We start from the raw sequence: 21,140 nt of genomic DNA on the forward strand, positions 1-21,140 counted from the left end.
TTTATCCACCTAAATTCACTTTTGCAGTAATTGTAAAGCTATTAATATCTATCCCCTCAACCTGATTTTTCCTTACGATTTTTAAATCAATATTAGAAAAAATCTCACTTTTATACATGTTTATAATAAATTCATTAACTGAAGTACTTCTCAAAGAAGAAACTTCAAGATTAATTTGACCTTTACCATAACTAAGTTTCCTAATCCAAACATCTTGAGGTAACGATTTCTCCAAACTTGTAAGTATCTTATAATACTCCTTTTGCCCTTGTTTTAATCTTACAACCAAATCAATTTTCTGTTGCAATTCTGCCTTACGTTTTTTTAATACCTTTACTTCTTTATCAACTTTGCGTAATTTCCTTAGCTCAGTCTCTAACCTACTTATCTCTCTTTTAATCAAATTTTGCTGTTCTTTTAACTTGGTATTAATATTCACAATTCCAACAATAATTGAAACTATCAAAATAAAAAAAACAAATAGCTCTAAATAAATCCCTTGCAAACGAAATTTTTTCTTCTTAGGTAATAAGTTAATCCTTATCATTTTTCATCCACTCTTCTTAATGATAACCCACACGCTACATTAAATCTATACAAATTACTGTTCAGCATCCCCTGGTCAATATTTTTAGAAACCTCAAAGTTAGCAAATGGATTAAAAAACACTGACTCAATTTCACAAAATTTTTCTATATATTCTTTAAGTCCGTATATGTTTGCTCCACCTCCACAAACATATATTTTATCTACAACAAGTTGTGTGCTTGTATAAAAATAATTAATACTATTTTTAATCTCTGTTGCTAATCTTTCATTAAAGCTCTCAACAGCACTTTTCAACTCATCATCAAACTCCAACGACTCTTTATCAAACAGTTTCAATCTTGCATCTTCATAAACATAATTCATCCTCTTCTGAATTTCCTCAATACAATTTTTCCCACCTAAATCAACAGTCCTTGAAAATTCATAAAGACCATTTTTGATATAAACCATCAATGTTGAGGTATGACCAATATTAATAATTAACGATACTTCATCCTCTCTACCATAATTAGCTTCAAAACAATTCATTAAAGTAAAAACTTCTAGATCTATGATAGTTGGTTTTAATTTTGCAGATTCGAGTACAGATATAGCATCAGCAATTAAATCTTTTCTTGCAACCGCCAAAATAACATCTGCTTGATTAATAGTCTCATCAAAGTCTATAATTTCATAATCAATATTAACATCTTCAATATTCATCTGAATATACTGTTCAGCATCCCATCTAAAAGTTTCATCAAACGTCTTTCTGTCTGGAACATTTGCCTGAACTCTTTTTACAATTACATCATTACCTTTTAATGCCGCACCAACATTTTTGTGACTAAACTTCCCTTTTTTAAACGCATTAATTATAGCTGTAATAACTTCGTTATAATCAACAATGGAACCTTCAGATATGACATCTTCAGGAAGATCTTCCACAATAGCATTAGTCAGTTCAAAACCATTTTTTTTACTTTTTAATTCTACAATTTTTATGGCATCACTTCCAATATCAATACCGATCACATTCTTCTTTTTAAACATATCTAATCCCCATATATCTTTTCAAAAAAACAACTATACTCACCTGTATGGCAAGCAACACCTTTTTGGACTACTCTGTATAAGATACAATCTCCATCACAATCTACATAAATTTCTTTTATATATTGTATATTACCAGATGTCTCCCCCTTTTGCCATATTGATTTTCTACTTCTTGAGAAATAATGACATTTCCCCGTTTCGATTGTTAATTTTAGAGCTTCCTGATTTACATATGCCTGCATTAAAATATTATTTGTTTTAACATCCTGTACAATAACAGGAACTAAACCATTCATTTTTTTCCAATCAATCTTAGATATTGCAGATTCTAGAGCATTCATAATAAAATTTTAACATACTTTTAAACTTTAGCAAGAATAATTATATATAATTATTTAATTTTATTGAGAATTTTTAATATTTCTTTCTCTTCAGCAGGTGCCAGTTGTAGCCCACGCCTCTTCATTGCATATATTATTCTTTCCCAATTATTAATTCCTTTAGGCTTATACACAATTTTCGCACTGTGACATAATCCACATTTCTGCTCAATTAAGTCAGATTTTTTCGAGCTGCAAGCTACTACACTAACAAATACGAGGCAAAAGCTCACCAGCAGGTATTTCAATATACCTTTTACCTCCTACTTTAGTTTCCAGTACTACCTTTGTATTATCTGTTACTTCACCCACTATTGCTGCATTTTTACCATTTTTAGATTCTTTAATTATTGCGAGGGCTTCATCTGCATAATCTCTATCTACAACAATTACTGCAACCCCCTCATTTGCCATCTGCAATGGATCAAAACCTAACATCTCACAAAAATAATTCACGCTTTCTAAAATAGGGATATTCTGCTCTTTAATCAAAAATCCTTTTCCACTTTTATCAGCTATTTCATTCAATACCGCAGCCACACCACCTCTAGTAGCATCTCTAACAAACTTGATCTTACTATAATCTAGTTTTCTTATAATCTCATATAAATTACAACAATCCGATTCTATATCACTACTAAAACCCAGTTCATTTCTCGCAATTAATACAGCAACCGAGTGCCTTGCTATATCTGAAGAAAAAATAACTTTGTCACCAACTTTTATTCTATCATAACAGTTTAAATCACTTTTAAGTTCACCAAAACCTGTTGTATTTACAATCAGAGAACTTATTCCATCAATTACTTTGGTATCTCCTGATATTATTTTAACTCCAACTTCATCAATTGCTCTTTTCATTGAATCAAAAATCATCAAAAGCTTTTCCATTTCATATCCATCAGGGATAATAAGAGATAGTGTCAAATATTCTGGTATTCCACCACTAACTGCTACATCATTACATGTCCCATAAATAGACAGTTTTCCAATATCGCCCCCTGGAAAAAATTCAGGTAACACAGTAAACGAATCTGTGCTAGTTATTATACTTTCTTTTTTTAAGTTTATTAAAGCACCGTCTCTTAATTCTTCTAAGAAACTATTTCCAAAGTACTCAAATATTACGTTTTTAATAAAATCGTTAGTTCCTTTACCGCCACTTCCGACACTTTTGTTTATAAATCTCACTGTTAATCATCCTCCATATTTGTAATATGCAGCACAAGATCCTTCACTTGAGACCATACACGGGCCATAAGGATCCTCAGGAGTACACCTATTACCAAAAAGTGAACAATCCGTAGGCTTTATTCTACCCAACAAAACATCACCGCATCTACACCCAGGTAAGGATTTACTATAATCAACTTCAATATTAAATTTTTCCATTGCATCAAAATCTTTATAATTAGCTCTAAGCATTAAACCGCTCCCCTCAATAACACCAATCCCTCTCCAATAAGCATCACTATCCTCAAAAACTTCATACATTAACTTCATTGCTAATTCATTACCGTTTCTCTTCACCACTCTACCATAATTGTTTTCTACCCAGAACTCTCCTTTATTCACCTGTTCCATGAGTAATTTTACACTCATTAAAACATCAACTGGCTCAAATCCAGAAATTACACACGCAAAACCACTTCTTACTAATGGCTCGTATAATCTTTCACCAGTAATAGCTGAAACATGACCAGGACACAAAAATCCATCAACCATAACGTTTTCTTGATTTGCTATAAAATCTAAAACCTTTGGCATCGTTTTATTCATAACAAAAAGTGATACATTTTTAATATTCTCTTTCACTAACTGCTTCACTAAACCTGCTGAAGGGGGTGTTGTTGTCTCAAAACCTATACTTAAAAATACAACTTCTTTATCCGTATTCTTTGCAATTTCAATAACGTCCAACGGTGAAAAAACAACTCTTATATCAAAACCCATACTACGAAGAATATATAAATTTTCACCATTACTTCCTGGCACTTTAAGTAAATCACCGTAAGTTGCAATAATCACATCATTGTTTTTGACCAAATCGAATATAGCATCTATTTCACCCTGCGATGTTACACATACAGGACAGCCTGGACCTGAAATGAGAAGTATATTCTCTGGAAGTAATGTTCTTAATCCAAATCTTGAAATGGACATGGTGTGTGTTCCACACACCTCCATAAACCTATATTCCTTATCCTTTATGTTAAGTTTATCTATTTGCTTTAGTAAAATATCAACTTTTTCTTTATCCCTAAAACTATCAATCAATTTCATCGGCATACTCTATAATTGTTTTCAAAGTCTCTTCTGCTTCTTCAGGATCCATTTTTGCAATAGCAAATCCCACATGAACCATCACATAATCACCAACTTCAACATTTTCAGCTAACATCATCGTAGAAACTTCTCTCTTTGTTCCGGCAATATCTACAATCGCCGAAAACTCTTTAATTTCAATAACTTTACCAGGTAAACCCAAACACATATTAATACCCCTTTCTAATCTTGTATATTATAGAGATAATAACCCCTGTAACAAATCCTGAAATATGTGCCCACCAAGCTACTCCACCAGCACTATCAAGTGTACTCTGAACCATACTATTTAAAAATTGAATAAAAAACCATAATCCCAAAAAAACAACAGCTGGGACATCTATTACTGTAATAAAAAACAATATAAAAATCAACGTCTTAACTTTTGCCTGAGGGAATAAAATAAAATATGAACCCATAACACCAGCGATAGCACCACTTGCTCCAATCATTGGTATACTTGATTGAGGGTACATAACAACTTGAGTAATTGCCGCAGTTAAACCACAAAAAATGTAGAATAAAAAATATTTCACATGACCAAACTCATCTTCCACATTATCACCAAAAACATATAAAAAATACATATTAAATAATAAATGGAAAAAACCTCCATGAATAAATATAGATGTAAAAAAAGGTATTATCTTTTCCCATAATGATACATCATGTAATGGTGCAAATAATTTTACAGGTACAACACCATAATTAACAAAAAAAAGAGATAATTTAGTTCCCAAATTCTTTTCATAAATAAAAACAAGTACACTAATAATAATAATCAAATAATTAATTATAGGAGTTCTACTTGAAGGGATCGAATCTTTTAAAGGAAACACTTAGACTCCATAAAAAAAGCGGGCGGGCAGCCCGCTAAATTTTTATTTGTGACACGTATTACAACTTGTTCCTTTTTTAACTTTATATTCTTTGTGGCATGGAAAACAGAGCTCTTTATGGAATGTATTACTTGTTCCTTTTAACACCTTAATCTCAACTTTTAACGTGCCATCTTCTGGATTACTATGGCACTCTTGACATTTAAACATTTCATAGTGCTTTTTATGAGGGAAAATAACTGGCTTTTTAGTAGTCTCAATATCATGGTTTTCTGCAATATTCACTGTCTCAGGAGCTATTTCAACGAGTTCTGCAGGATTATCAGCCTTAAGCTCTTTACTAGCTTCTTCTTTATTCTCATGTAATTCAGTCTTTTCAACTTCTTTTACAGGTGCCTCATGTGCTGTTACTTCTACTTCCTCAGACTCAACATAATTTTCGATTTTCTCAATTAATTCATTAGCCTTTTCAATAATTAGATCAAAATATTCTGGATTATGAAACCCTTTAGAGCCATCCATTTCCAATATTCTTACATAATATTGAAATTCATTAAACAGCTTACGCTTTCCTGCAGGCATTTCTAGCCTTTCATCAAACATTTTGTCTCTTACTTTTTGCAATTTTGATAACTTTTCAAGAAACTCTTTCTGTGTATCTATAAGCATTTCTCCATAGCTTTCATCATGACAAGAAGTACAGGTATCTGTGTTTGGTCTTACAAATGGATCTTTGTGACAATCAGTACAGTCTAAGTCTGCCATATACCATGGTGTTTCTTCCAATCCTTTAACAAATACGCCTTTTTGAATTTTATCCTGCATTGTATGGCATGCAACACAGTCCATATTATCAGGAACCTTAGCAGTTTTATTCTCTTTTTTCACTTTATAATGGCATTCAAAGCATGTTTCCATTTTTGGTAAATTATGGAAATCCCCACCGTGAGCAACGCCCAAGTGACAATCTACACAATTTAAACCAGCATCGATATGTTTTTTATGATTAGGGGTAACACCTACCCTTGTATCCTCAGTTAATATATCAGGTCTGCCGAAGGATTCTCTAAACCTAGGATTTACCACATTATCAATTTTTCTAAATTTCACACCTACACTCATTACACGTTCTTTTCTAATCTTAGCGTTAATTGAATCAGTGTGACAGAACATGCATGTCTCATTTGGAACCAACTCAGCAGCTTTCTTTTTATTTGATGCTCCTTCAGCTAATACTTCTAATTTATGTTCATCAGATAAAATCATTTCACCATAAACATCTTTTAAGCCACCAATTTTTGCTTTCATATAACCGATAAATCCTGGCTCCCCATGACAATCAATACATTCAACTTCAGCAGTTGAATGTATATTTTTAGACCATGTGTAATACTCCCCCAAAGGTCCAACCTTCTGCTCTGGATGGCATTTACCACAAAATTCTGACTCAGATGTATAATGTAAAACCTTAACATTCGCAAAGACAAAACCGATAATAATAACAGTAATAATAATTACAAAGACAACTGGATCTTTTCTGATAAAACTCTTTAGTTTCTCCCACATAACAGTCCTCCAAAATAAGAGGGGCATTGCCCCTCTTAAATTATATTACTTAACAACGAATAATAGGATCAAACAGATAACCAATGCGTAAATAGCAAGAGATTCGATCATCGCAAGACCGACGATCATAGATGTCATAATTTTACCAGAAGCACTTGGGTTTCTTGAAATACCTTCAACTGCGCTTCCAACAGCTCTACCCTGCCCAAGACCGGTACCAAAAGCTGCAATACCGATACCAAGACCTGCAGCAAGGTAAATAGCCCACTTATAATTACCACCTGCAGCTGCACCTTCTGATGCAAATGCACTAAGAGCAAAAAGCCCCATAATTAAAGCAGTGTTAAAAAGTACTTTGAGTGTCTTCATGCACTTCCTCCTTTTTATTGTTTTAGTGTGCTTCTTCAAGAGCACCACTAATATAAATCATTGATAACATCATAAATACATAAGTCTGCAATGCACTTGTAAAAACTCCCATAAAAAACATTGGCAATGGAACCAGATAAGGCACCAATACAAATAAAATCGCTATAACTAAATCTTCTCCAAAGATGTTACCAAAAAGCCTCATAGATAAAGACAATGGCCTTGATAAATGCCCAATTAATTCAATTATAAGCATCAATGGTGCCAACGCAAGCATAGGCCCCATAAAATGTTTAATATAGCCAAGGCCATGCTTTTTAAATCCGATAAAATTGTAAACTAAAAATACAATAATTGCGGGTGCAACCGTAGAGTTTAAATTAGATGTTGGAGAAAGAAAGCCAGGGATAAGCCCCAAAACATTTGAAAAAAACACATAAAGGCCTATAGCAAATATTAATGGGATATATGGTTTCCCTTCTTCACCCATGATATCAATGGCCATATTGTAGATCCCTGAAACAAGCAACTCAAAAATGTTTTGCCCTTTTGAAGGAATCTCACTTCTCATTTTACTGGCAATTGAACCAATAACAAAGGTTATCAACACCACTATAAATGTCATTAACACATGAATATACTTTGCCTGAATTTCATGCGGTAAAAATGAAAAGATATTAAGTGGATGTTCCATCCGTTTTCCTCCTCTCATCAATAATTACTACAAGGGGAATTGTAAGGGGAATAAGAGAGATACCCACCAACAATCCCCATATATTTACCTTTTGATTTTGAAACCATATAACATACAGCAACAATATAAAACTTAACCTAAAAACATATCCAAACAAACTATAACTATTAAAATCCCCACTAAACACTTTTCTCAACTTCCTACTCATAAGCACAAAATTTAATACAGTAGTGAGATAACCAAACGTAAAGTTTTTTACAAATCCATTATCAATCAGTAGTCTGCATACAGTATACAAAATTACAAAAAAAATCAACGAAATTATTAAAACTTTAATCTCCATTTTCATCGTAAAGGTCGGTTCTTTTTATAAAATAAATAATATTTTTAAAACCGGCAATTATCCCCAAAACCATAAACACCATAGTTAAATAAGGTTTTGTATTAAAAACTTTATCAAGGTATACTCCCATTGCAGTTCCAATTAAAATGGCTGCCACAACCGAAATCCCAATGGAACTTGCATTCAACAAACTTCTCATTTTCTTATTTAATTTCATTTTTAATCCTTCGGCAATCCTTTACTTTTATAAATATCTATTGCAAACAAAACCCCGGTGCCAGGTTCATCAAAATGCAAAATTTTGTCAAGACCTTCTATAAACTCATCTAATCGATCATCTTCTACAGAAGTTATTATTGTTTTATTAGAAGCTTTACTCCCTATCATCAATTCTTTAAATGCTGCAAAAATGGGAATATCGTATACAAGAATTTTTCCCATTCCCACAGAATCAAATACGGTTCCCCCTGTTATACCAGCTTCTACCATATATTCAAGGACCTCTTCTAATAATTCAGTTTTATTTATCACTATAAAAACAAGTTTCATCAGTTAACCAAACATTTCTTTCAAAGTTTCAAAATGTATCTTAATAGTCTTCTCTAAATCTTCATCACTATGCGCCATAGAAACAAACATCGCTTCGAATTGACTGGGTGCTAAATTTACCCCTTTATCTAACATCTTATGGAAAAATTCTGCAAAGAGTTTTGTATCAGATTGCACAGCATCCTTAAACGATTCAACCTGACCATCTTTAAAAAACATACATGCCATTGACTCTATGCTGTTGAAAGCAAACTTTAAATTTAATCTTTTTAAATTTTCGCCAAAGCCTTCCCAAAGTTTGTTTGCTTTTGCCCTTAAATTATCATAAAAACCTGGCTCCCCTAAAATCTTTAATGTCTCAATTCCAGCAGCCATTGCCAAAGGATTTCCACTAAGAGTTCCTGCTTGATAAACTGGTCCAACGGGTGAAACCATCTCCATAATCTCTTTTTTACCACCGTATGCACCAACAGGTAACCCGCCTCCAATTATCTTACCAAGAGTGGTTAAATCCGGATTAATTCCGAAATACTCTTGCGCTCCACCTTTTGACAATCTAAAACCTGTAATAATTTCATCAAAAATCAAAAGAGCTCCTTCATTTTTACACAATTCCTCCAACTCTTTCAAAAATCCATCTTTTGGTAACACAACCCCCATGTTACCTGCAACCGGTTCAATAATAACGCATGCAATTTCACCTTTGTTTTCCATAAAAAGTTTTTTTACTGACTCAATATCGTTGTAATCGGCAATCAATGTTAATTTTGCAAATTCCTCAGGGACACCAGGACTGCTCGGCTGGTTAAACGTCAATGCTCCACTACCTGCTTTCACAAGCAAACTATCAGAGTGGCCATGATAGCACCCTTCAAATTTGATGATTTTTTTCCTATTTGTATATGCCCTCGCAAGTCTGATTGCACTCATAACAGCTTCAGTACCTGAATTTACCATCCTCACCATCTCTATAGATGGAACATAATCTACCACCAATTTAGCCAGCTCTAATTCCAGCTCCGTAGGCGCACCAAAACTTGTACCATTCTCAATCACTTCCTTTAACTTTTTTACAACCCTATAATCACTGTGACCTAATATTAAAGGTCCCCAGGAACAAACATAATCAATATATTCTTTACCATCTATATCATAAATTTTCGAACCCTCACCTTTCTTTATAATAACCGGTTCACCACCTACAGAACCAAATGCTCTAACAGGTGAATTAACCCCACCCGGAATAAATTTTTTGGATTCCTCAAAAATATTCATAACTCTCCTCCACTACTTTTTTAACTATTTTAACAGACCTTTCAAAATCATCAATATTATTATTTTCAAACACTAAAAACTTAGGAACAAAAAGTTTGAAAACCTTTTTAAAATCAAAGCTTCCCTTATCCACACTATTATGATCATCCCTAACACCAAAATTGTTATGAATATGATATTCATAAATATAATCTTTCAACTTTTCTACCCAATATTCCACAGAAACCTTTGAAAAAAGATTAAAATGCCCAAAATCAAAGCAAATCCCCACCCTCTTATCATCCATATTTTTCAAAATCTTATAAATCACTTCAGGGGTTTCTTCAAAAACATTTTCCAGTGAAATGGTAAAACTAGGGTTCGTCTCTTTCAAAATATTTAATAGCTCTCCACAAAACCTATCAACAAATTCATCTTCCATGAAAGCATAATGATATGGAATATAGTTATGATGCATTACAACATTTTCTACTTCCAAATATTTTACTGCTTCAATACTTTTAAGCAAAATTTGAAATGATAGATCCCTGACATATCTGTTTTTACTACCTAAATGAATATCAAAAAACGGTAAATGTACCGTCTTTATATTCTTTTTTAAATTTTTCACATTAATTTCTTTATCAATATCATCAAATTCAAGTGTTAGCTCAACATTTACATCATTTTCCAGAATATACCTTGTATATTTCTCAATTACTTTAAAAGGTATTCTAGCTAAATACAATTTAATACCCCACTTAGTTGCCACTTAAAAAAGTGGCAACTAATTTATAATAATTGATTTATTTCAATATCCCTATAAAAATTATTTATTTAATAATTAGTTCTCACTTTTTCAGTGAGAACTCCTACGTTTTTTTGTTGTATAAGAAAATTATATTATGTAATGAATTAAGAATGGGACAGAGGACTACAGTGGGAATAAGCTTAAAAGCTTCATATTTAGTCTGTCCCCCGTCCCGAAAGTCCCTATTGGTTGATTTGGCTATCAAGCCACTGTCAAACGGGAGTTTGGATTCGGGACTAAAATATTTTAAGTGAGGTTTGACATGAAAAATGACAAATTTGCTTTCTTTATAGGTGTTGATGTTTCCAAAGATAAGTTTAATTGCGCTATTATTAACAATAAGCTTGAACTTCTCAAAGAAGCTGAATTTCAAATGGACATTGATGGTTTTAACAGCTTCTATGACTTGATTAAAAAGTATGACTCCTCTATCATTGCTCTTGAATCTACTGGCAGCTATCACATTAACCTCTTAGCATCCCTTGTATCCAAAAAGAAAGATGTCTGTCTTATTAATCCAGCTCTCATCAAAAAATTTGCCCAATCCGTTACTCTCAGAAAAACCAAAACCGATAAAATTGATGCTGTTATCATTGCTAAATTTATAGCTAAGAATATTGAACATTTCAATTATTTTGCTCTTCCTGAGTCCAATGATATTATCGCACTTGCCAGGATGAGAGAACATATTACTCAGCAGATTGCAAGAGTTAAGACTCAGCTTAAACAGCATCTTACTGTAGTATTTCCTGAACTTGTGGCAAATGCCAATGTATTTACTCAATCCATTTTGCATATCCTTAAACATATGCCTACAGCTGAAATCATCAGGAATGCTAATGAAGATGATATTCAAAAGATTCTTGATGAATTGAAGTTTGCACATAAGTCAAATATTACCCCTCAGAAGCTCATATCCCTTGCTAAATCCTCCATTGGTATTTCCTCTGATATCTGGGCTACTGTCATCAAAGAAGATGTTGAAATGCTCATATTTCTTAATAGCCGACTTGATAATATTACGAAGGAATTTATTGATAAAATAAAATCTTCCAAAAAAGATGATATGGAGATTATTACTTCTATCAAAGGAATTAATGATATTACCGCTGCCCATTTTCTTGCAGAAATTAAAGATATAAACAGATTTGCCAACAAAGGTAAACTTGCTGCCTATGCCGGGATAGATCCTGCTATTAAACAATCCGGAAGTATGTATAGTAACGGCAGAATAAGTAAAAAAGGATCCCGGTCCCTTAGGCGTATTCTTTATCTTATGGCAAGTGGTGTTATGAAGTTTAATGAGTATTTTAGAGCGTATTATTTGAAAAAGAAGGAGGAAGGTATGCCTCATAGAAAAGCTATGATTGCATTGTGTAACAAACTTGTGCGTGTACTTTATGCCATGCTTACAAAAAAAGAGGTTTTTCATATGCCTAAATTATCTTAATAATTTTTAATATTTATAGTTGACTAATTAATTTCTTATAAAATTTCATTTTAGAATAAAATTCCAGAGCTGAAACCCGAATAAAACATTCCGCCAAATTATTTCCCCAACCAAATACACCATGGTTTCTCACAACAACTATATTAGTAGATGTAACTACCTTGCCTATATTTTCTGCCAATTTCATGCTACCACTTTTTCCCTCAACAATTTTAATTTCTCCTATAATTTCACCAAATTCATATTCATCAAAAGACAACTCTTCCTCAAGCGATGCCATCAATACAGAATAGAAAGAGTGTGTATGCAATATGGCTTTAATATTATCATTTTTCAAATAAATATTTTTATGAACAATTAATTCCGATGATGCATTCTCACATTTATCTTCATTCAAATCACAAACTATTATTTTACTATCATCGAGTTCGTCAAGCATTGTCCCTGTTGCGGTAATAAGGATTTTATTATTAGTTCTAACGGATATGTTTCCAAAAAATGATGTACACAACCCTTCCCCCACCACTTTTTTCCCGAATTTAATTATCTCTTTTTTTAAGTTTTCCATTCTTCAACTCCAACACTATATCTGCAATTTTAGTATCATGAATTCTATTTGCACTATAAATAATTGTTTTACCATTTTCTTTTGATTCTTTAAAAGATTTTTTTATCATTTCCTTACTTTTTTTATCGAGATTTGCAAAAGGTTCATCAGCCAAAATACATTCGGAAACAGCCAAAACAGATTTAATAAACATAACCCTCTTTTCCCCATCACTCAAATTAAATGGAGAATCATCTTTTCTTTCATAAATTCCTAATTTCTGCAAAATTTCTTCCGTTATACTAATATTTTTAACAATAGAGTTGATTTCTGAAAAAATATTTCTTTTACAAACAATATTTTCTACAAACTGAACTATATACCCCAGTTTTTCACAATGCAAATTATAACTTCCGATAAAATTTTCATCAACACCAGCAACTATATTAAAGAATGTCGTCTTACCAGACCCGTTCAATCCGTAAACAGCAATTATTTTATTCTTTTCTATAAATATGTTATCTATATCCAATATTTTTTTGCCATTTATTTTTTTTATAAGATTATTGATTTCAAGCATATATTTCATTTCAAATACAAAATTTCATCCGCATATTCATCCAACAAATCTTCATGAGTTGCAATTATAAAAAATTTATCGGAATATTTACTCACTGCATCCAAAATAGCATCTTTCACTTTTATAACTTCATTATCATCAAGCATTTCAAAAGGCTCATCCATTATAATTACATTAGAATCCAACGCTAATGCCATGTTTACAGCTATCTTTTTTAACTCACCACCAGAATATTCGCTGATATGCTTTGATAAATCCAAATCCAAATTCATTTGCACATCAACTACGCCCAAAAGATTCATTTCATCTTTAATAAATCCAGTAACAAAATTGAAGGATGAATTGGAGTGGATAAAATATTTTTTTAGAATTGTTTTGTTATTTTCACAACTTAAAGATACTTTTCCAGATTCAGGTTGATAATATCCGTAGATTAATTTTAATAAAGTACTTTTACCACTACCAACATCCCCTTTAACTAATAGAATATTATCAAATTCAGCCTGGAAATTAAAATTAGAAAAAATTCTTTTGTTTTTGTAGGAAAAAGTTAGATTATTTAGAAATAAAAAAAGAGGGCTTTTCACCCTCTTTTATCCTTGATCTTCAGTCTTTTCTGTTTCGCTAGTTTCTTTAGCTACTGGTGCTTCACCAGGTTTATCTACAAATTCAATAATTGCTAATCTTGCGTTATCCCCTTTTCTAAAACCGGTTTTGATAATTCTAGTATATCCACCTGGCCTGTTTTTAAAAATAGGAGCTATTTCATCAAATATTTTATGTACAGCATCCTTATTTGGTAATTTGCGCAAAGCCAATCTTCTTGCGGCTAAATCACCTCTTTTACCCAAAGTTATTAATGGTTCTACAAAACCTCTTAATGCTTTAGCTCTAGTTAAGGTAGTTTCAATTCTACCATTATTAACAAGTGATATTGTCATATTTCTAAGCATTGCAACTCTATGTGCAGTAGGACGCCCTAGCTTTTTTCCTGCTTTTCTATGACGCATTTTCTTCTCCCTCTACTTCTTTTTTCACATATCCCACAGCCTCTAAATCCATACCGAGGCTGAGACCTAATTCTGCAAGCACTTTTTTAATCTCTTCCAGTGACCTACGACCGAAGTTCTTTGTTTTTAATAGTTCAGCATCTGTTTTTTCACAGAGATCAGCAAGAGTTTTAATATTTGCATTCTTAAGGCAGTTATATGCTCTAACAGAAAGCTCCAACTCCTCAATACTCTTATCAAGAAGTTCTAAAATATATGTGTTATCTTCCTTCTCTTCTTCTTCCACTTCTTCATATACCGGTTCATCAAAATTAATAAAGAATTCCATTTGATCTTTTATAATCTTAGCAGCAAAAGCTATTGCATCAACTGGCTTAATTGAACCATCAGTCTCAAGTTCAAATATGAGTTTATCATAATCAGTACTTTGCCCAACCCTTGCATTCTCTACAATATAATTCACTTTTTTAATTGGTGAATATATTGCATCCACAGGAATTACATTTACATCATCAAATTTGTTTTTTATCTCTTCTGATGGAACATATCCAATACCACGCTCAACGTACAATTCCATGTATATTTCAGTTTCAGGGTTTGTTATAGTAGCAATATGTTGTTCTGGATTCAAAACAACAACACTACCATCACTCTGAATATCCTTTGCCTTAATTTCACCTTCACCCTTTTTATGAATATAAACACGCTTAGTGGTGTGCTCTAAAAGATTCAATTCAAGTTGCTTTATATTCAAAATTATATCAACTACATCCTCTAATACACCATTAATAGTGTCATATTCATGATAAACACCATCAATTTTTACTCCAACAACAGCTGTACCTTCAATTGTAGATAGAAGCACCCTACGCAAAGCATTACCAATTGTAATACCAAACCCTCTTTCATAAGGTTCAATTACATACTTAGCATACCTGTCAGTAACTTCCCCCACAGGCTCAATTTTCTTAGGCTTCATTACTTTTCTAAAATCCATTAAAACCATTAGGTTTCCTCCAGTTATCTTACTTAGAGTACAACTCTACTATCAAGTGCTCCTGTACTTCATAACTTATATCTGATCTTACAGGCAACCTGTTAATTGTTGCTTTAAAGTTTGCTTTGTCAAGGCTAATCCACTCAGGTAAGCCTCTACCTTCAGCAGTTTCAACAGATTCTTTAATAGCAGCTATATCTCTACTTTTTTCTTTAACTTCTATAACATCACCAGGTTTGCAAAGATAAGAAGGTATATTTACTTTTTTACCATTTACCAAGAAATGATTATGTCTAACAAGCTGTCTTGCTTCTTTACGACTTCTTGCAAAACCAGCTCTATAAACTATATTATCCAACCTTCTTTCTAGTAATTGTAAAAGATTTTCACCAGTAATTCCCTGCATACGTGATGCTTTCTCAAAATATCTTCTAAACTGCTTTTCAAGTACACCGTATATTCTTTTTACTTTTTGTTTTTCCCTCAACTGCAATCCATAATCTGAAATTTTCTTTCTAACCTGACCATGTTGACCTGGAGGATAACCTTTTTTCTCAAAAGCACACTTATCTTTAAAACATCTTTCACCTTTAAGGTATAATTTCATTCCTTCACGTCTACATAGCTTGCAGACAGGACCTGTATATCTAGCCAATTTTAACCTCCATTATACTCTTCTTTTCTTCCTTGGACGACAACCATTATGCGGGATAGGAGTAACATCCCTAATAACTGCAATCTTAATACCCGCAGCCTGTATTGCTCTTATTGCACTTTCTCTACCAGCACCAGGACCTTTTACATTTACTTCAACTTCCCTGATACCATTTTCAATAGCTTTTTTTGCAGCGCTTTCAGCAGCAAGTTGTGCTGCATAAGGAGTTGATTTCCTAGCATTTTTAAATCCTGCAGTACCACTTGAATCCCAACAAATTACATTACCATTAACATCAGTAAATGTAATTATAGTATTATTAAAAGTTGACTTTATGTGCGCAATTCCTTTAGGAATATTTCTTTTTTCTTTCTTTTTCCTTGGCTTTGCCATTTCTCCTCCAAAAACCTATATTATTTTCTCTTAATACCACGTTTTCCTGCAAGTCCGCGTCTAGTCCTTGCATTACTTCTCGTTTTTTGGCCACGACATGGCATATTGTTTTTATGCCTGTAGCCTCTATAACAATTAATCTCCATTAACCTTTTAATGTTCAAACCTACTTCTTTTCTCAGTTCACCTTCCACTTTGAGGTTTGAATCGATATACTGTCTAATAACAGAAATCTCCTGCTCAGTAAGCTCACCTATCCTCTTATTTGCATCAACGCCTGTTTCATCAATTATCTTCTTTGCTGTACTTCTACCTATACCAAAAATATAAGTGAGCCCAATCTCCACCTTTTTGTTGTTAGGAATATCCACACCAGCTATTCTTGCCACCAAATTCCTCCTTATCCTTGTCTTTGCTTATGCCTAGGATTTTCGCAAATTATTCTTACTATCCCTTTTCTTTTTATTACTTTACACTTATTACAAATTGGTTTAACACTTGCTCTAACCTTCATACTGCACTCCTACTTATGTCTATAAATTATTCTTCCTCTTGTTAAATCATAAACTGATAGCTCAATAGTAACCTTATCACCTGGTAAAATACGAATATAATTCATCCTCATTTTACCTGATAAATGAGCTAATACAATATGACCATTTTCTAGCTTAACCTTAAACATTGCATTAGGCAGTGCCTCTACAACAGTACCCATTACCTCGATAACATCCCCTTTTTTACTCATACACAGCCTTTCATAATGTTAAAATTTCTACCCCGTTATCAGTCAGGGCAATAGTATTTTCATAATGTGCTGCTAGACTTCCATCCTTTGTAACGGCAGTCCAGCCATCGTCGAGGGTTACAACTTCATAATTTCCTATTACAACCATAGGTTCTATAGCTAACACCATGCCAGCCCTTAATTTAACTCCACGATTTGGTTTTCCAAAATTTGGTATTGTTGGATCTTCATGTAAATTCCTGCCTATACCATGACCGAAAAAATCCCTAACTACATTAAATCCATGTTTTTCAACATAGGATTGTATAGAATGTGAAATATCAAGTAGTCTATTACCTATTTTAGCTTTTTTTATCCCTTCAAAGAAAGAATTTTTCGTCACTTCAACTAGCATCTTTGCTTCATCTGATACATTACCAACCATATAAGTTCTTGCAGCATCGCCATGAAATCCATCTTTATAAACACCTACATCTACACTAACAATATCTCCTTCTTTCAACACATAATCAGAAGGTATCCCATGTACAATCACTTCATTTACAGATACACAAGTAGCAGCTGGATACCCTCTGTAATTTTTAAAAGAAGGTATCGCAGAGCGCTTATTTATAATATCTTCTGCGAATTTGTCAATATCTTTTGTTTTAATGCCTGGTTTTACAATACTTTCTAGTTTTTCTAAAACCTCTTTAACAATTATGCACGCTTTTCTAATCTTTTCAATCTCTGCTTTAGATTTTAATATTACCATTATTTCACTATCTCTTTTATTCTCTCAAATATTATTTCTTGCTCACCAACACCATCAATTTCAAAGAACTTACCAGAATCTTTATAATATTCCTGCAATTGTTCAGTTTGTTCATGATAAACTTTTAATCTTTTATTAATAGTCTCCTCTTTATCATCATCTCTTTGAACCAACTCACCACCACATGCATCACAAATACCTTCTTTCTTAGGTGGGTTATACTTAATATGATACGCTGCACCACACTTAGAACAACTTCTTCTCCCTGTCAATCTCTCCATTATAAGCTCATCAGGCACATTTAGACTAATAATATGAGTTAACTCAATATTTAATTCATTCTTAAGCATATTATCTAATGCTTCTGCCTGAGGTATTGTTCTTGGAAAACCATCTAAAATGAAACCATTTTTACAATCATCCTGCTGTAATCTTGCCTTCACAATACCAATAATTACATCATCAGGTACTAATTTACCTTCATCCATGTATTTTTTTGCAAGTTTACCAAGTTCACTTCCCGATTTTACTGCTTTTCTTAATATATCGCCTGTAGAAATCTGAACGATTCCATATTCTTCAACTAATTTTGCTGATTGAGTTCCTTTACCAGCTCCAGGAGGACCTAAAAATACAATATTAATCATACGTAACCTCTCCCTTTGATTTTCCCACTCTTTATAAATCCGTCATAATTATGAGAAATTAAATGTGATTCAATCTTCTGCATTACATCTAACCCAACACCTATCACAATAAGTAAACTTGTGCCACCAAAATAAAATGGCATATTAAAATTCCTGATGATAAGCTGTGGTAAAACAGCAACAATTGCTAAATATATAGCACCTACAAATGTAAGCCTTGAAAGAACATAATCGATAAACTCTGCAGTAGGCTTACCTGGACGTTTACCTGGAATTACACCATGACTTTTTTCAATATTATCAGCTATATCATCTGGGTTAAAAATGATCGATGTATAAAAGTATGTGAAAAATATTATTAACGCAACATAGAATAGATAATAAAATATTGAGCTAGGAGAAAAATAATAACCAATTTTAGCAAGTATAGGATTTTTTGCAAAGCTTGACAGTGTACTTGGAAATGCAACTATAGATGCAGCAAAAATTATTGGTATAACACCTGCTGGATTTAACCTGATAGGTAAATAAGAGCTTGTTACACTGCTTCTCATACCAGCATATGTACCACGCCTTACATATTGAATAGGAATTCTTCTATATGAAATTTCCATAAAAATTACAGCTGCTGTTACAACAATTATTATTGCTAACACTATTATTAGCGTAATAAGCTGCAGTTCACCTGTCTGTAAAAGTCTTATTGTATTAATTACAGCGGCGGGAAATCTCGCAATTATACCAGCAAAAATGATTAAAGATATACCGTTACCAATCCCTTTTTCTGTAATTTTTTCACCCAGCCACATAAGAAACACTGTACCTGTGGTAAGAGTAATCATCGTAGTTAATCTAAATCCCCAACCAGGAAACAGAACAACACTACTACCGTCAGGAGCGCTCATAGCTTCTAATCCAATAGCAATTCCCAACCCCTGAATTGCACTAATAAGTACTGTACCATATCTTGTATACTTTGTTATCTTTTCCCTACCTTGAGTCCCCTGTTTTTTTAATTCAGCTAAACCAGGTGATACTACTGTTAACAATTCCAAAATAATCGCTGCAGAGATATAAGGCATAATTCCAAGGCCAAAAACAGTCAGTCTTTTTAACGCCCCTCCTGTAAACATATCAAAGAAACCTAATAGAGTCCCAGTTTGTCTTGCAAAAAACTGAGCTAGTGCATCTGCATTAATCCCAGGAGTGGGTATGTGAGTACCAATTCTATAAACAATCAATAAAAAAAGGGTAAATAATACCCTTTTTCGTAAATCAGGAATCGAAAAGATTTCTTCTATTTTTTTCATTTATTACCCCAGATTTTTGATTTCCCCACCAGCATTTTTTATTTTTTCAATTGCGGAATTAGATATTTTATCAACTTCAAACACCAATTTTTTTGTTATTTCACCGTTACCAAGGACCTTTACTCCGTCCTTATTCCCTTTAACCAATCTTTTAGCTACTAAAGATTCAATATTGACAACTTCGCCATCATTAAACTTCGCATTTATCTGTTCCAAGTTAACAATCTCAAACTCTTTAGCAAATTTCTTATTAGAAAATCCTCTTTTTGGCAATCTTCTGTAAAGTGGCATTTGACCACCTTCAAAACCTGGTCTTACACCACCACCAGATCTTGCCTTTTGACCTTTTGTACCTTTTCCAGCAGTGGTTCCTAAGCCACTACCGGTACCTCTACCAACTCTTTTTTTATCTTTTTTTGCACCTTTAGCTGGCCTTAAATCATGAAGTTCCATTTATATCACCCCTTAGCTAATTATTTCTTTAATTGTTTTTCCTCTTAACTGAGCAACTTCTTCCAATGTCCTCATCTTTTTAAATCCATCCATAACAGCATAAAGCATATTAAGTGGATTACGGCTTCTAATAGACTTTGCAAGAATATTCTGAACACCAGCTAGCTCAAAGAGTGAACGAGTTACACCACCTGCAATTATACCAGTACCAGGAGCAGCTGGTTTCATAATTATCTCAGACGCACCATACTTTCCTAATACTTCATGAGGTATAGTACCTTTAACAACTGGTACTTCAACAATATTCTTTTTCGCAGCTTCAAGTGCCTTTCTTATAGCATCAGGCACTTCTCTAGCTTTTGCATGTCCAATTCCTACACGGCCGTTATAATCTCCTACAATTACAGTAGCAGTAAATCTAAAAATTCTACCACCTTTAACGACCTTAGTTACCCTACCTATATGTACTACTTTATCTACTAATTGTTTTTCGCTCATATTTAGCTCTTCCTCCTATTAGAATTCAAGCCCTGCTTCTCTTGCTGCATCTGCAAGAGCTTTTACTCTACCATGATAAATGTAGCCGCCTCTATCAAAAACAACTTTCTTGATACCTTTCTCTAAAGCTCTCTCAGCTATAATTTTACCCACAGCTTTAGCAGACTCAAGATTAACTCTACCATTAAACTTATCTCTCATCTCAGGTTCAAGAGAGCTTGCAGCTACAAGTGTATTACCATTTACGTCATCAATTATTTGCGCATATATATACCTATTGCTTTTAAACACGCATAGTCTTGGTCTTTCAACAGTCCCAAAAACTTTTTTTCTAATCCTTTTATGTCTTTTTAATCTAGCTTCACTTCTACTTAACTTTGCCACTTT

At 33.0% G+C, this 21,140-nt stretch carries 32 protein-coding genes; 1 reads left to right on the forward strand and 31 read right to left on the reverse strand.

Going from position 1 to position 21,140, the window contains the following annotated elements; translation table 11 throughout:
• Window position 1 precedes the first annotated feature (1 nt).
• From FHQ18_RS04525 to FHQ18_RS04595, 15 genes are all read right to left on the reverse strand, one after another.
• A complete protein-coding gene (locus tag FHQ18_RS04525) occupies window positions 2-547 on the reverse strand; it encodes a PilN domain-containing protein (RefSeq protein ID WP_149265984.1) in 546 nt (181 codons plus the stop codon).
• Entirely contained in the window at window positions 544-1,581 is a 1,038-nt protein-coding gene (gene pilM / locus FHQ18_RS04530; protein ID WP_149265985.1) for a type IV pilus assembly protein PilM, read from the reverse strand. Before pilM ends, FHQ18_RS04525 begins: the two co-directional genes overlap by 4 nt.
• Before the next feature lie 2 nt (window positions 1,582-1,583).
• Window positions 1,584-1,925: a phosphoribosyl-AMP cyclohydrolase gene (gene hisI / locus FHQ18_RS04535; protein WP_149265986.1), complete on the reverse strand. Its 342-nt coding sequence runs from the start codon at window positions 1,923-1,925 to the stop codon at window positions 1,584-1,586.
• A 246-nt stretch (window positions 1,926-2,171) separates the two neighbouring features.
• Window positions 2,172-3,155, reverse strand: coding sequence for a hydrogenase expression/formation protein HypE (gene hypE / locus FHQ18_RS04540; RefSeq protein ID WP_149265987.1), 984 nt, complete (start codon window positions 3,153-3,155; stop codon window positions 2,172-2,174).
• A 6-nt stretch (window positions 3,156-3,161) separates the two neighbouring features.
• Complete coding sequence (hypD, locus tag FHQ18_RS04545; protein ID WP_149265988.1) at window positions 3,162-4,247, reverse strand: hydrogenase formation protein HypD; 1,086 nt, start codon at window positions 4,245-4,247, stop codon at window positions 3,162-3,164.
• Window positions 4,234-4,458: a HypC/HybG/HupF family hydrogenase formation chaperone gene (locus FHQ18_RS04550; protein ID WP_149265989.1), complete on the reverse strand. Its 225-nt coding sequence runs from the start codon at window positions 4,456-4,458 to the stop codon at window positions 4,234-4,236. Before FHQ18_RS04550 ends, hypD begins: the two co-directional genes overlap by 14 nt.
• Window position 4,459: 1 nt before the next feature.
• Window positions 4,460-5,128: a rhomboid family intramembrane serine protease gene (locus FHQ18_RS04555; protein ID WP_149265990.1), complete on the reverse strand. Its 669-nt coding sequence runs from the start codon at window positions 5,126-5,128 to the stop codon at window positions 4,460-4,462.
• A 42-nt stretch (window positions 5,129-5,170) separates the two neighbouring features.
• Window positions 5,171-6,694, reverse strand: a complete 1,524-nt coding sequence (locus FHQ18_RS04560) for a cytochrome c3 family protein (RefSeq protein WP_149265991.1) — start codon at window positions 6,692-6,694, stop codon at window positions 5,171-5,173.
• Window positions 6,695-6,739: 45 nt separating this feature from the next.
• Complete coding sequence (atpE, locus tag FHQ18_RS04565; protein ID WP_223144585.1) at window positions 6,740-7,063, reverse strand: ATP synthase F0 subunit C; 324 nt, start codon at window positions 7,061-7,063, stop codon at window positions 6,740-6,742.
• A 22-nt stretch (window positions 7,064-7,085) separates the two neighbouring features.
• A complete protein-coding gene (atpB, locus tag FHQ18_RS04570; RefSeq protein WP_149265992.1) occupies window positions 7,086-7,757 on the reverse strand; it encodes a F0F1 ATP synthase subunit A in 672 nt (223 codons plus the stop codon).
• Complete coding sequence (locus FHQ18_RS04575; protein WP_188020341.1) at window positions 7,741-8,100, reverse strand: ATP synthase subunit I; 360 nt, start codon at window positions 8,098-8,100, stop codon at window positions 7,741-7,743. Before FHQ18_RS04575 ends, atpB begins: the two co-directional genes overlap by 17 nt.
• Window positions 8,090-8,317 carry an AtpZ/AtpI family protein gene (locus FHQ18_RS04580; RefSeq protein ID WP_149265994.1) on the reverse strand — a complete coding sequence of 76 codons (228 nt, stop codon included), beginning with the start codon at window positions 8,315-8,317 and terminating at the stop codon, window positions 8,090-8,092. The genes FHQ18_RS04575 and FHQ18_RS04580 overlap by 11 nt, the downstream gene beginning before the upstream one ends.
• Before the next feature lie 2 nt (window positions 8,318-8,319).
• Window positions 8,320-8,649, reverse strand: coding sequence for a P-II family nitrogen regulator (locus tag FHQ18_RS04585; protein ID WP_149265995.1), 330 nt, complete (start codon window positions 8,647-8,649; stop codon window positions 8,320-8,322).
• Window positions 8,650-8,652: 3 nt separating this feature from the next.
• The gene (hemL, locus tag FHQ18_RS04590; RefSeq protein WP_149265996.1) at window positions 8,653-9,924 is read right to left on the reverse strand and encodes a glutamate-1-semialdehyde 2,1-aminomutase; all 1,272 of its coding nucleotides are present in this window, start codon (window positions 9,922-9,924) and stop codon (window positions 8,653-8,655) included.
• A complete protein-coding gene (locus FHQ18_RS04595) occupies window positions 9,911-10,675 on the reverse strand; it encodes a sugar phosphate isomerase/epimerase family protein (protein WP_149265997.1) in 765 nt (254 codons plus the stop codon). Before FHQ18_RS04595 ends, hemL begins: the two co-directional genes overlap by 14 nt.
• A gap of 301 nt (window positions 10,676-10,976) precedes the next feature.
• On the opposite strand from FHQ18_RS04595, the gene FHQ18_RS04600 reads away from it, so the two are divergent.
• Window positions 10,977-12,164, forward strand: coding sequence for an IS110 family RNA-guided transposase (locus tag FHQ18_RS04600; protein ID WP_149265355.1), 1,188 nt, complete (start codon window positions 10,977-10,979; stop codon window positions 12,162-12,164).
• Between the two features lie 13 nt (window positions 12,165-12,177).
• Here FHQ18_RS04600 and FHQ18_RS04605 read toward each other — a convergent pair whose 3' ends face one another.
• Genes FHQ18_RS04605 through rplR form a run of 16 tightly spaced genes read right to left on the reverse strand, consistent with a single transcriptional unit; the run spans window position 12,178 to window position 21,137 of the window.
• Window positions 12,178-12,732, reverse strand: a complete 555-nt coding sequence (locus tag FHQ18_RS04605) for a class II aldolase/adducin family protein (RefSeq protein ID WP_149265998.1) — start codon at window positions 12,730-12,732, stop codon at window positions 12,178-12,180.
• Window positions 12,704-13,300 carry an ATP-binding cassette domain-containing protein gene (locus FHQ18_RS04610; RefSeq protein ID WP_149265999.1) on the reverse strand — a complete coding sequence of 199 codons (597 nt, stop codon included), beginning with the start codon at window positions 13,298-13,300 and terminating at the stop codon, window positions 12,704-12,706. Before FHQ18_RS04610 ends, FHQ18_RS04605 begins: the two co-directional genes overlap by 29 nt.
• Complete coding sequence (locus FHQ18_RS04615) at window positions 13,297-13,878, reverse strand: ATP-binding cassette domain-containing protein (protein ID WP_149266000.1); 582 nt, start codon at window positions 13,876-13,878, stop codon at window positions 13,297-13,299. The genes FHQ18_RS04610 and FHQ18_RS04615 overlap by 4 nt, the downstream gene beginning before the upstream one ends.
• 6 nt (window positions 13,879-13,884) lie before the next feature.
• Entirely contained in the window at window positions 13,885-14,301 is a 417-nt protein-coding gene (rplQ, locus tag FHQ18_RS04620; protein WP_149266001.1) for a 50S ribosomal protein L17, read from the reverse strand.
• Complete coding sequence (locus tag FHQ18_RS04625) at window positions 14,291-15,307, reverse strand: DNA-directed RNA polymerase subunit alpha (RefSeq protein ID WP_149266002.1); 1,017 nt, start codon at window positions 15,305-15,307, stop codon at window positions 14,291-14,293. The genes rplQ and FHQ18_RS04625 overlap by 11 nt, the downstream gene beginning before the upstream one ends.
• A gap of 19 nt (window positions 15,308-15,326) precedes the next feature.
• Entirely contained in the window at window positions 15,327-15,953 is a 627-nt protein-coding gene (gene rpsD / locus FHQ18_RS04630; RefSeq protein WP_149266003.1) for a 30S ribosomal protein S4, read from the reverse strand.
• A gap of 12 nt (window positions 15,954-15,965) precedes the next feature.
• Entirely contained in the window at window positions 15,966-16,346 is a 381-nt protein-coding gene (gene rpsK, locus FHQ18_RS04635) for a 30S ribosomal protein S11 (RefSeq protein WP_149266004.1), read from the reverse strand.
• Window positions 16,347-16,366: 20 nt separating this feature from the next.
• Window positions 16,367-16,735, reverse strand: coding sequence for a 30S ribosomal protein S13 (rpsM, locus tag FHQ18_RS04640; RefSeq protein WP_149266005.1), 369 nt, complete (start codon window positions 16,733-16,735; stop codon window positions 16,367-16,369).
• A gap of 11 nt (window positions 16,736-16,746) precedes the next feature.
• The gene (gene rpmJ / locus FHQ18_RS04645; RefSeq protein WP_149266006.1) at window positions 16,747-16,860 is read right to left on the reverse strand and encodes a 50S ribosomal protein L36; all 114 of its coding nucleotides are present in this window, start codon (window positions 16,858-16,860) and stop codon (window positions 16,747-16,749) included.
• Between the two features lie 9 nt (window positions 16,861-16,869).
• Complete coding sequence (infA, locus tag FHQ18_RS04650; RefSeq protein ID WP_149266007.1) at window positions 16,870-17,091, reverse strand: translation initiation factor IF-1; 222 nt, start codon at window positions 17,089-17,091, stop codon at window positions 16,870-16,872.
• Between the two features lie 10 nt (window positions 17,092-17,101).
• The gene (gene map, locus FHQ18_RS04655; protein WP_149266008.1) at window positions 17,102-17,845 is read right to left on the reverse strand and encodes a type I methionyl aminopeptidase; all 744 of its coding nucleotides are present in this window, start codon (window positions 17,843-17,845) and stop codon (window positions 17,102-17,104) included.
• Window positions 17,845-18,492 carry an adenylate kinase gene (locus FHQ18_RS04660; protein ID WP_149266009.1) on the reverse strand — a complete coding sequence of 216 codons (648 nt, stop codon included), beginning with the start codon at window positions 18,490-18,492 and terminating at the stop codon, window positions 17,845-17,847. The genes map and FHQ18_RS04660 overlap by 1 nt, the downstream gene beginning before the upstream one ends.
• Window positions 18,489-19,802 (reverse strand): preprotein translocase subunit SecY, encoded by a 1,314-nt coding sequence (secY, locus tag FHQ18_RS04665; RefSeq protein WP_149266010.1) that lies wholly within the window; start codon window positions 19,800-19,802, stop codon window positions 18,489-18,491. The genes FHQ18_RS04660 and secY overlap by 4 nt, the downstream gene beginning before the upstream one ends.
• 3 nt (window positions 19,803-19,805) lie before the next feature.
• Entirely contained in the window at window positions 19,806-20,255 is a 450-nt protein-coding gene (gene rplO / locus FHQ18_RS04670; RefSeq protein WP_149266011.1) for a 50S ribosomal protein L15, read from the reverse strand.
• 12 nt (window positions 20,256-20,267) lie between these two features.
• The gene (gene rpsE, locus FHQ18_RS04675) at window positions 20,268-20,753 is read right to left on the reverse strand and encodes a 30S ribosomal protein S5 (protein ID WP_149266012.1); all 486 of its coding nucleotides are present in this window, start codon (window positions 20,751-20,753) and stop codon (window positions 20,268-20,270) included.
• Between the two features lie 18 nt (window positions 20,754-20,771).
• Window positions 20,772-21,137, reverse strand: a complete 366-nt coding sequence (rplR, locus tag FHQ18_RS04680) for a 50S ribosomal protein L18 (protein WP_149266013.1) — start codon at window positions 21,135-21,137, stop codon at window positions 20,772-20,774.
• Between the last annotated feature and the right edge of the window lie 3 nt (window positions 21,138-21,140).

Origin of the sequence: Deferribacter autotrophicus, from assembly GCF_008362905.1 — a bacterium.
GTDB lineage: Bacteria > Chrysiogenota > Deferribacteres > Deferribacterales > Deferribacteraceae > Deferribacter > Deferribacter autotrophicus.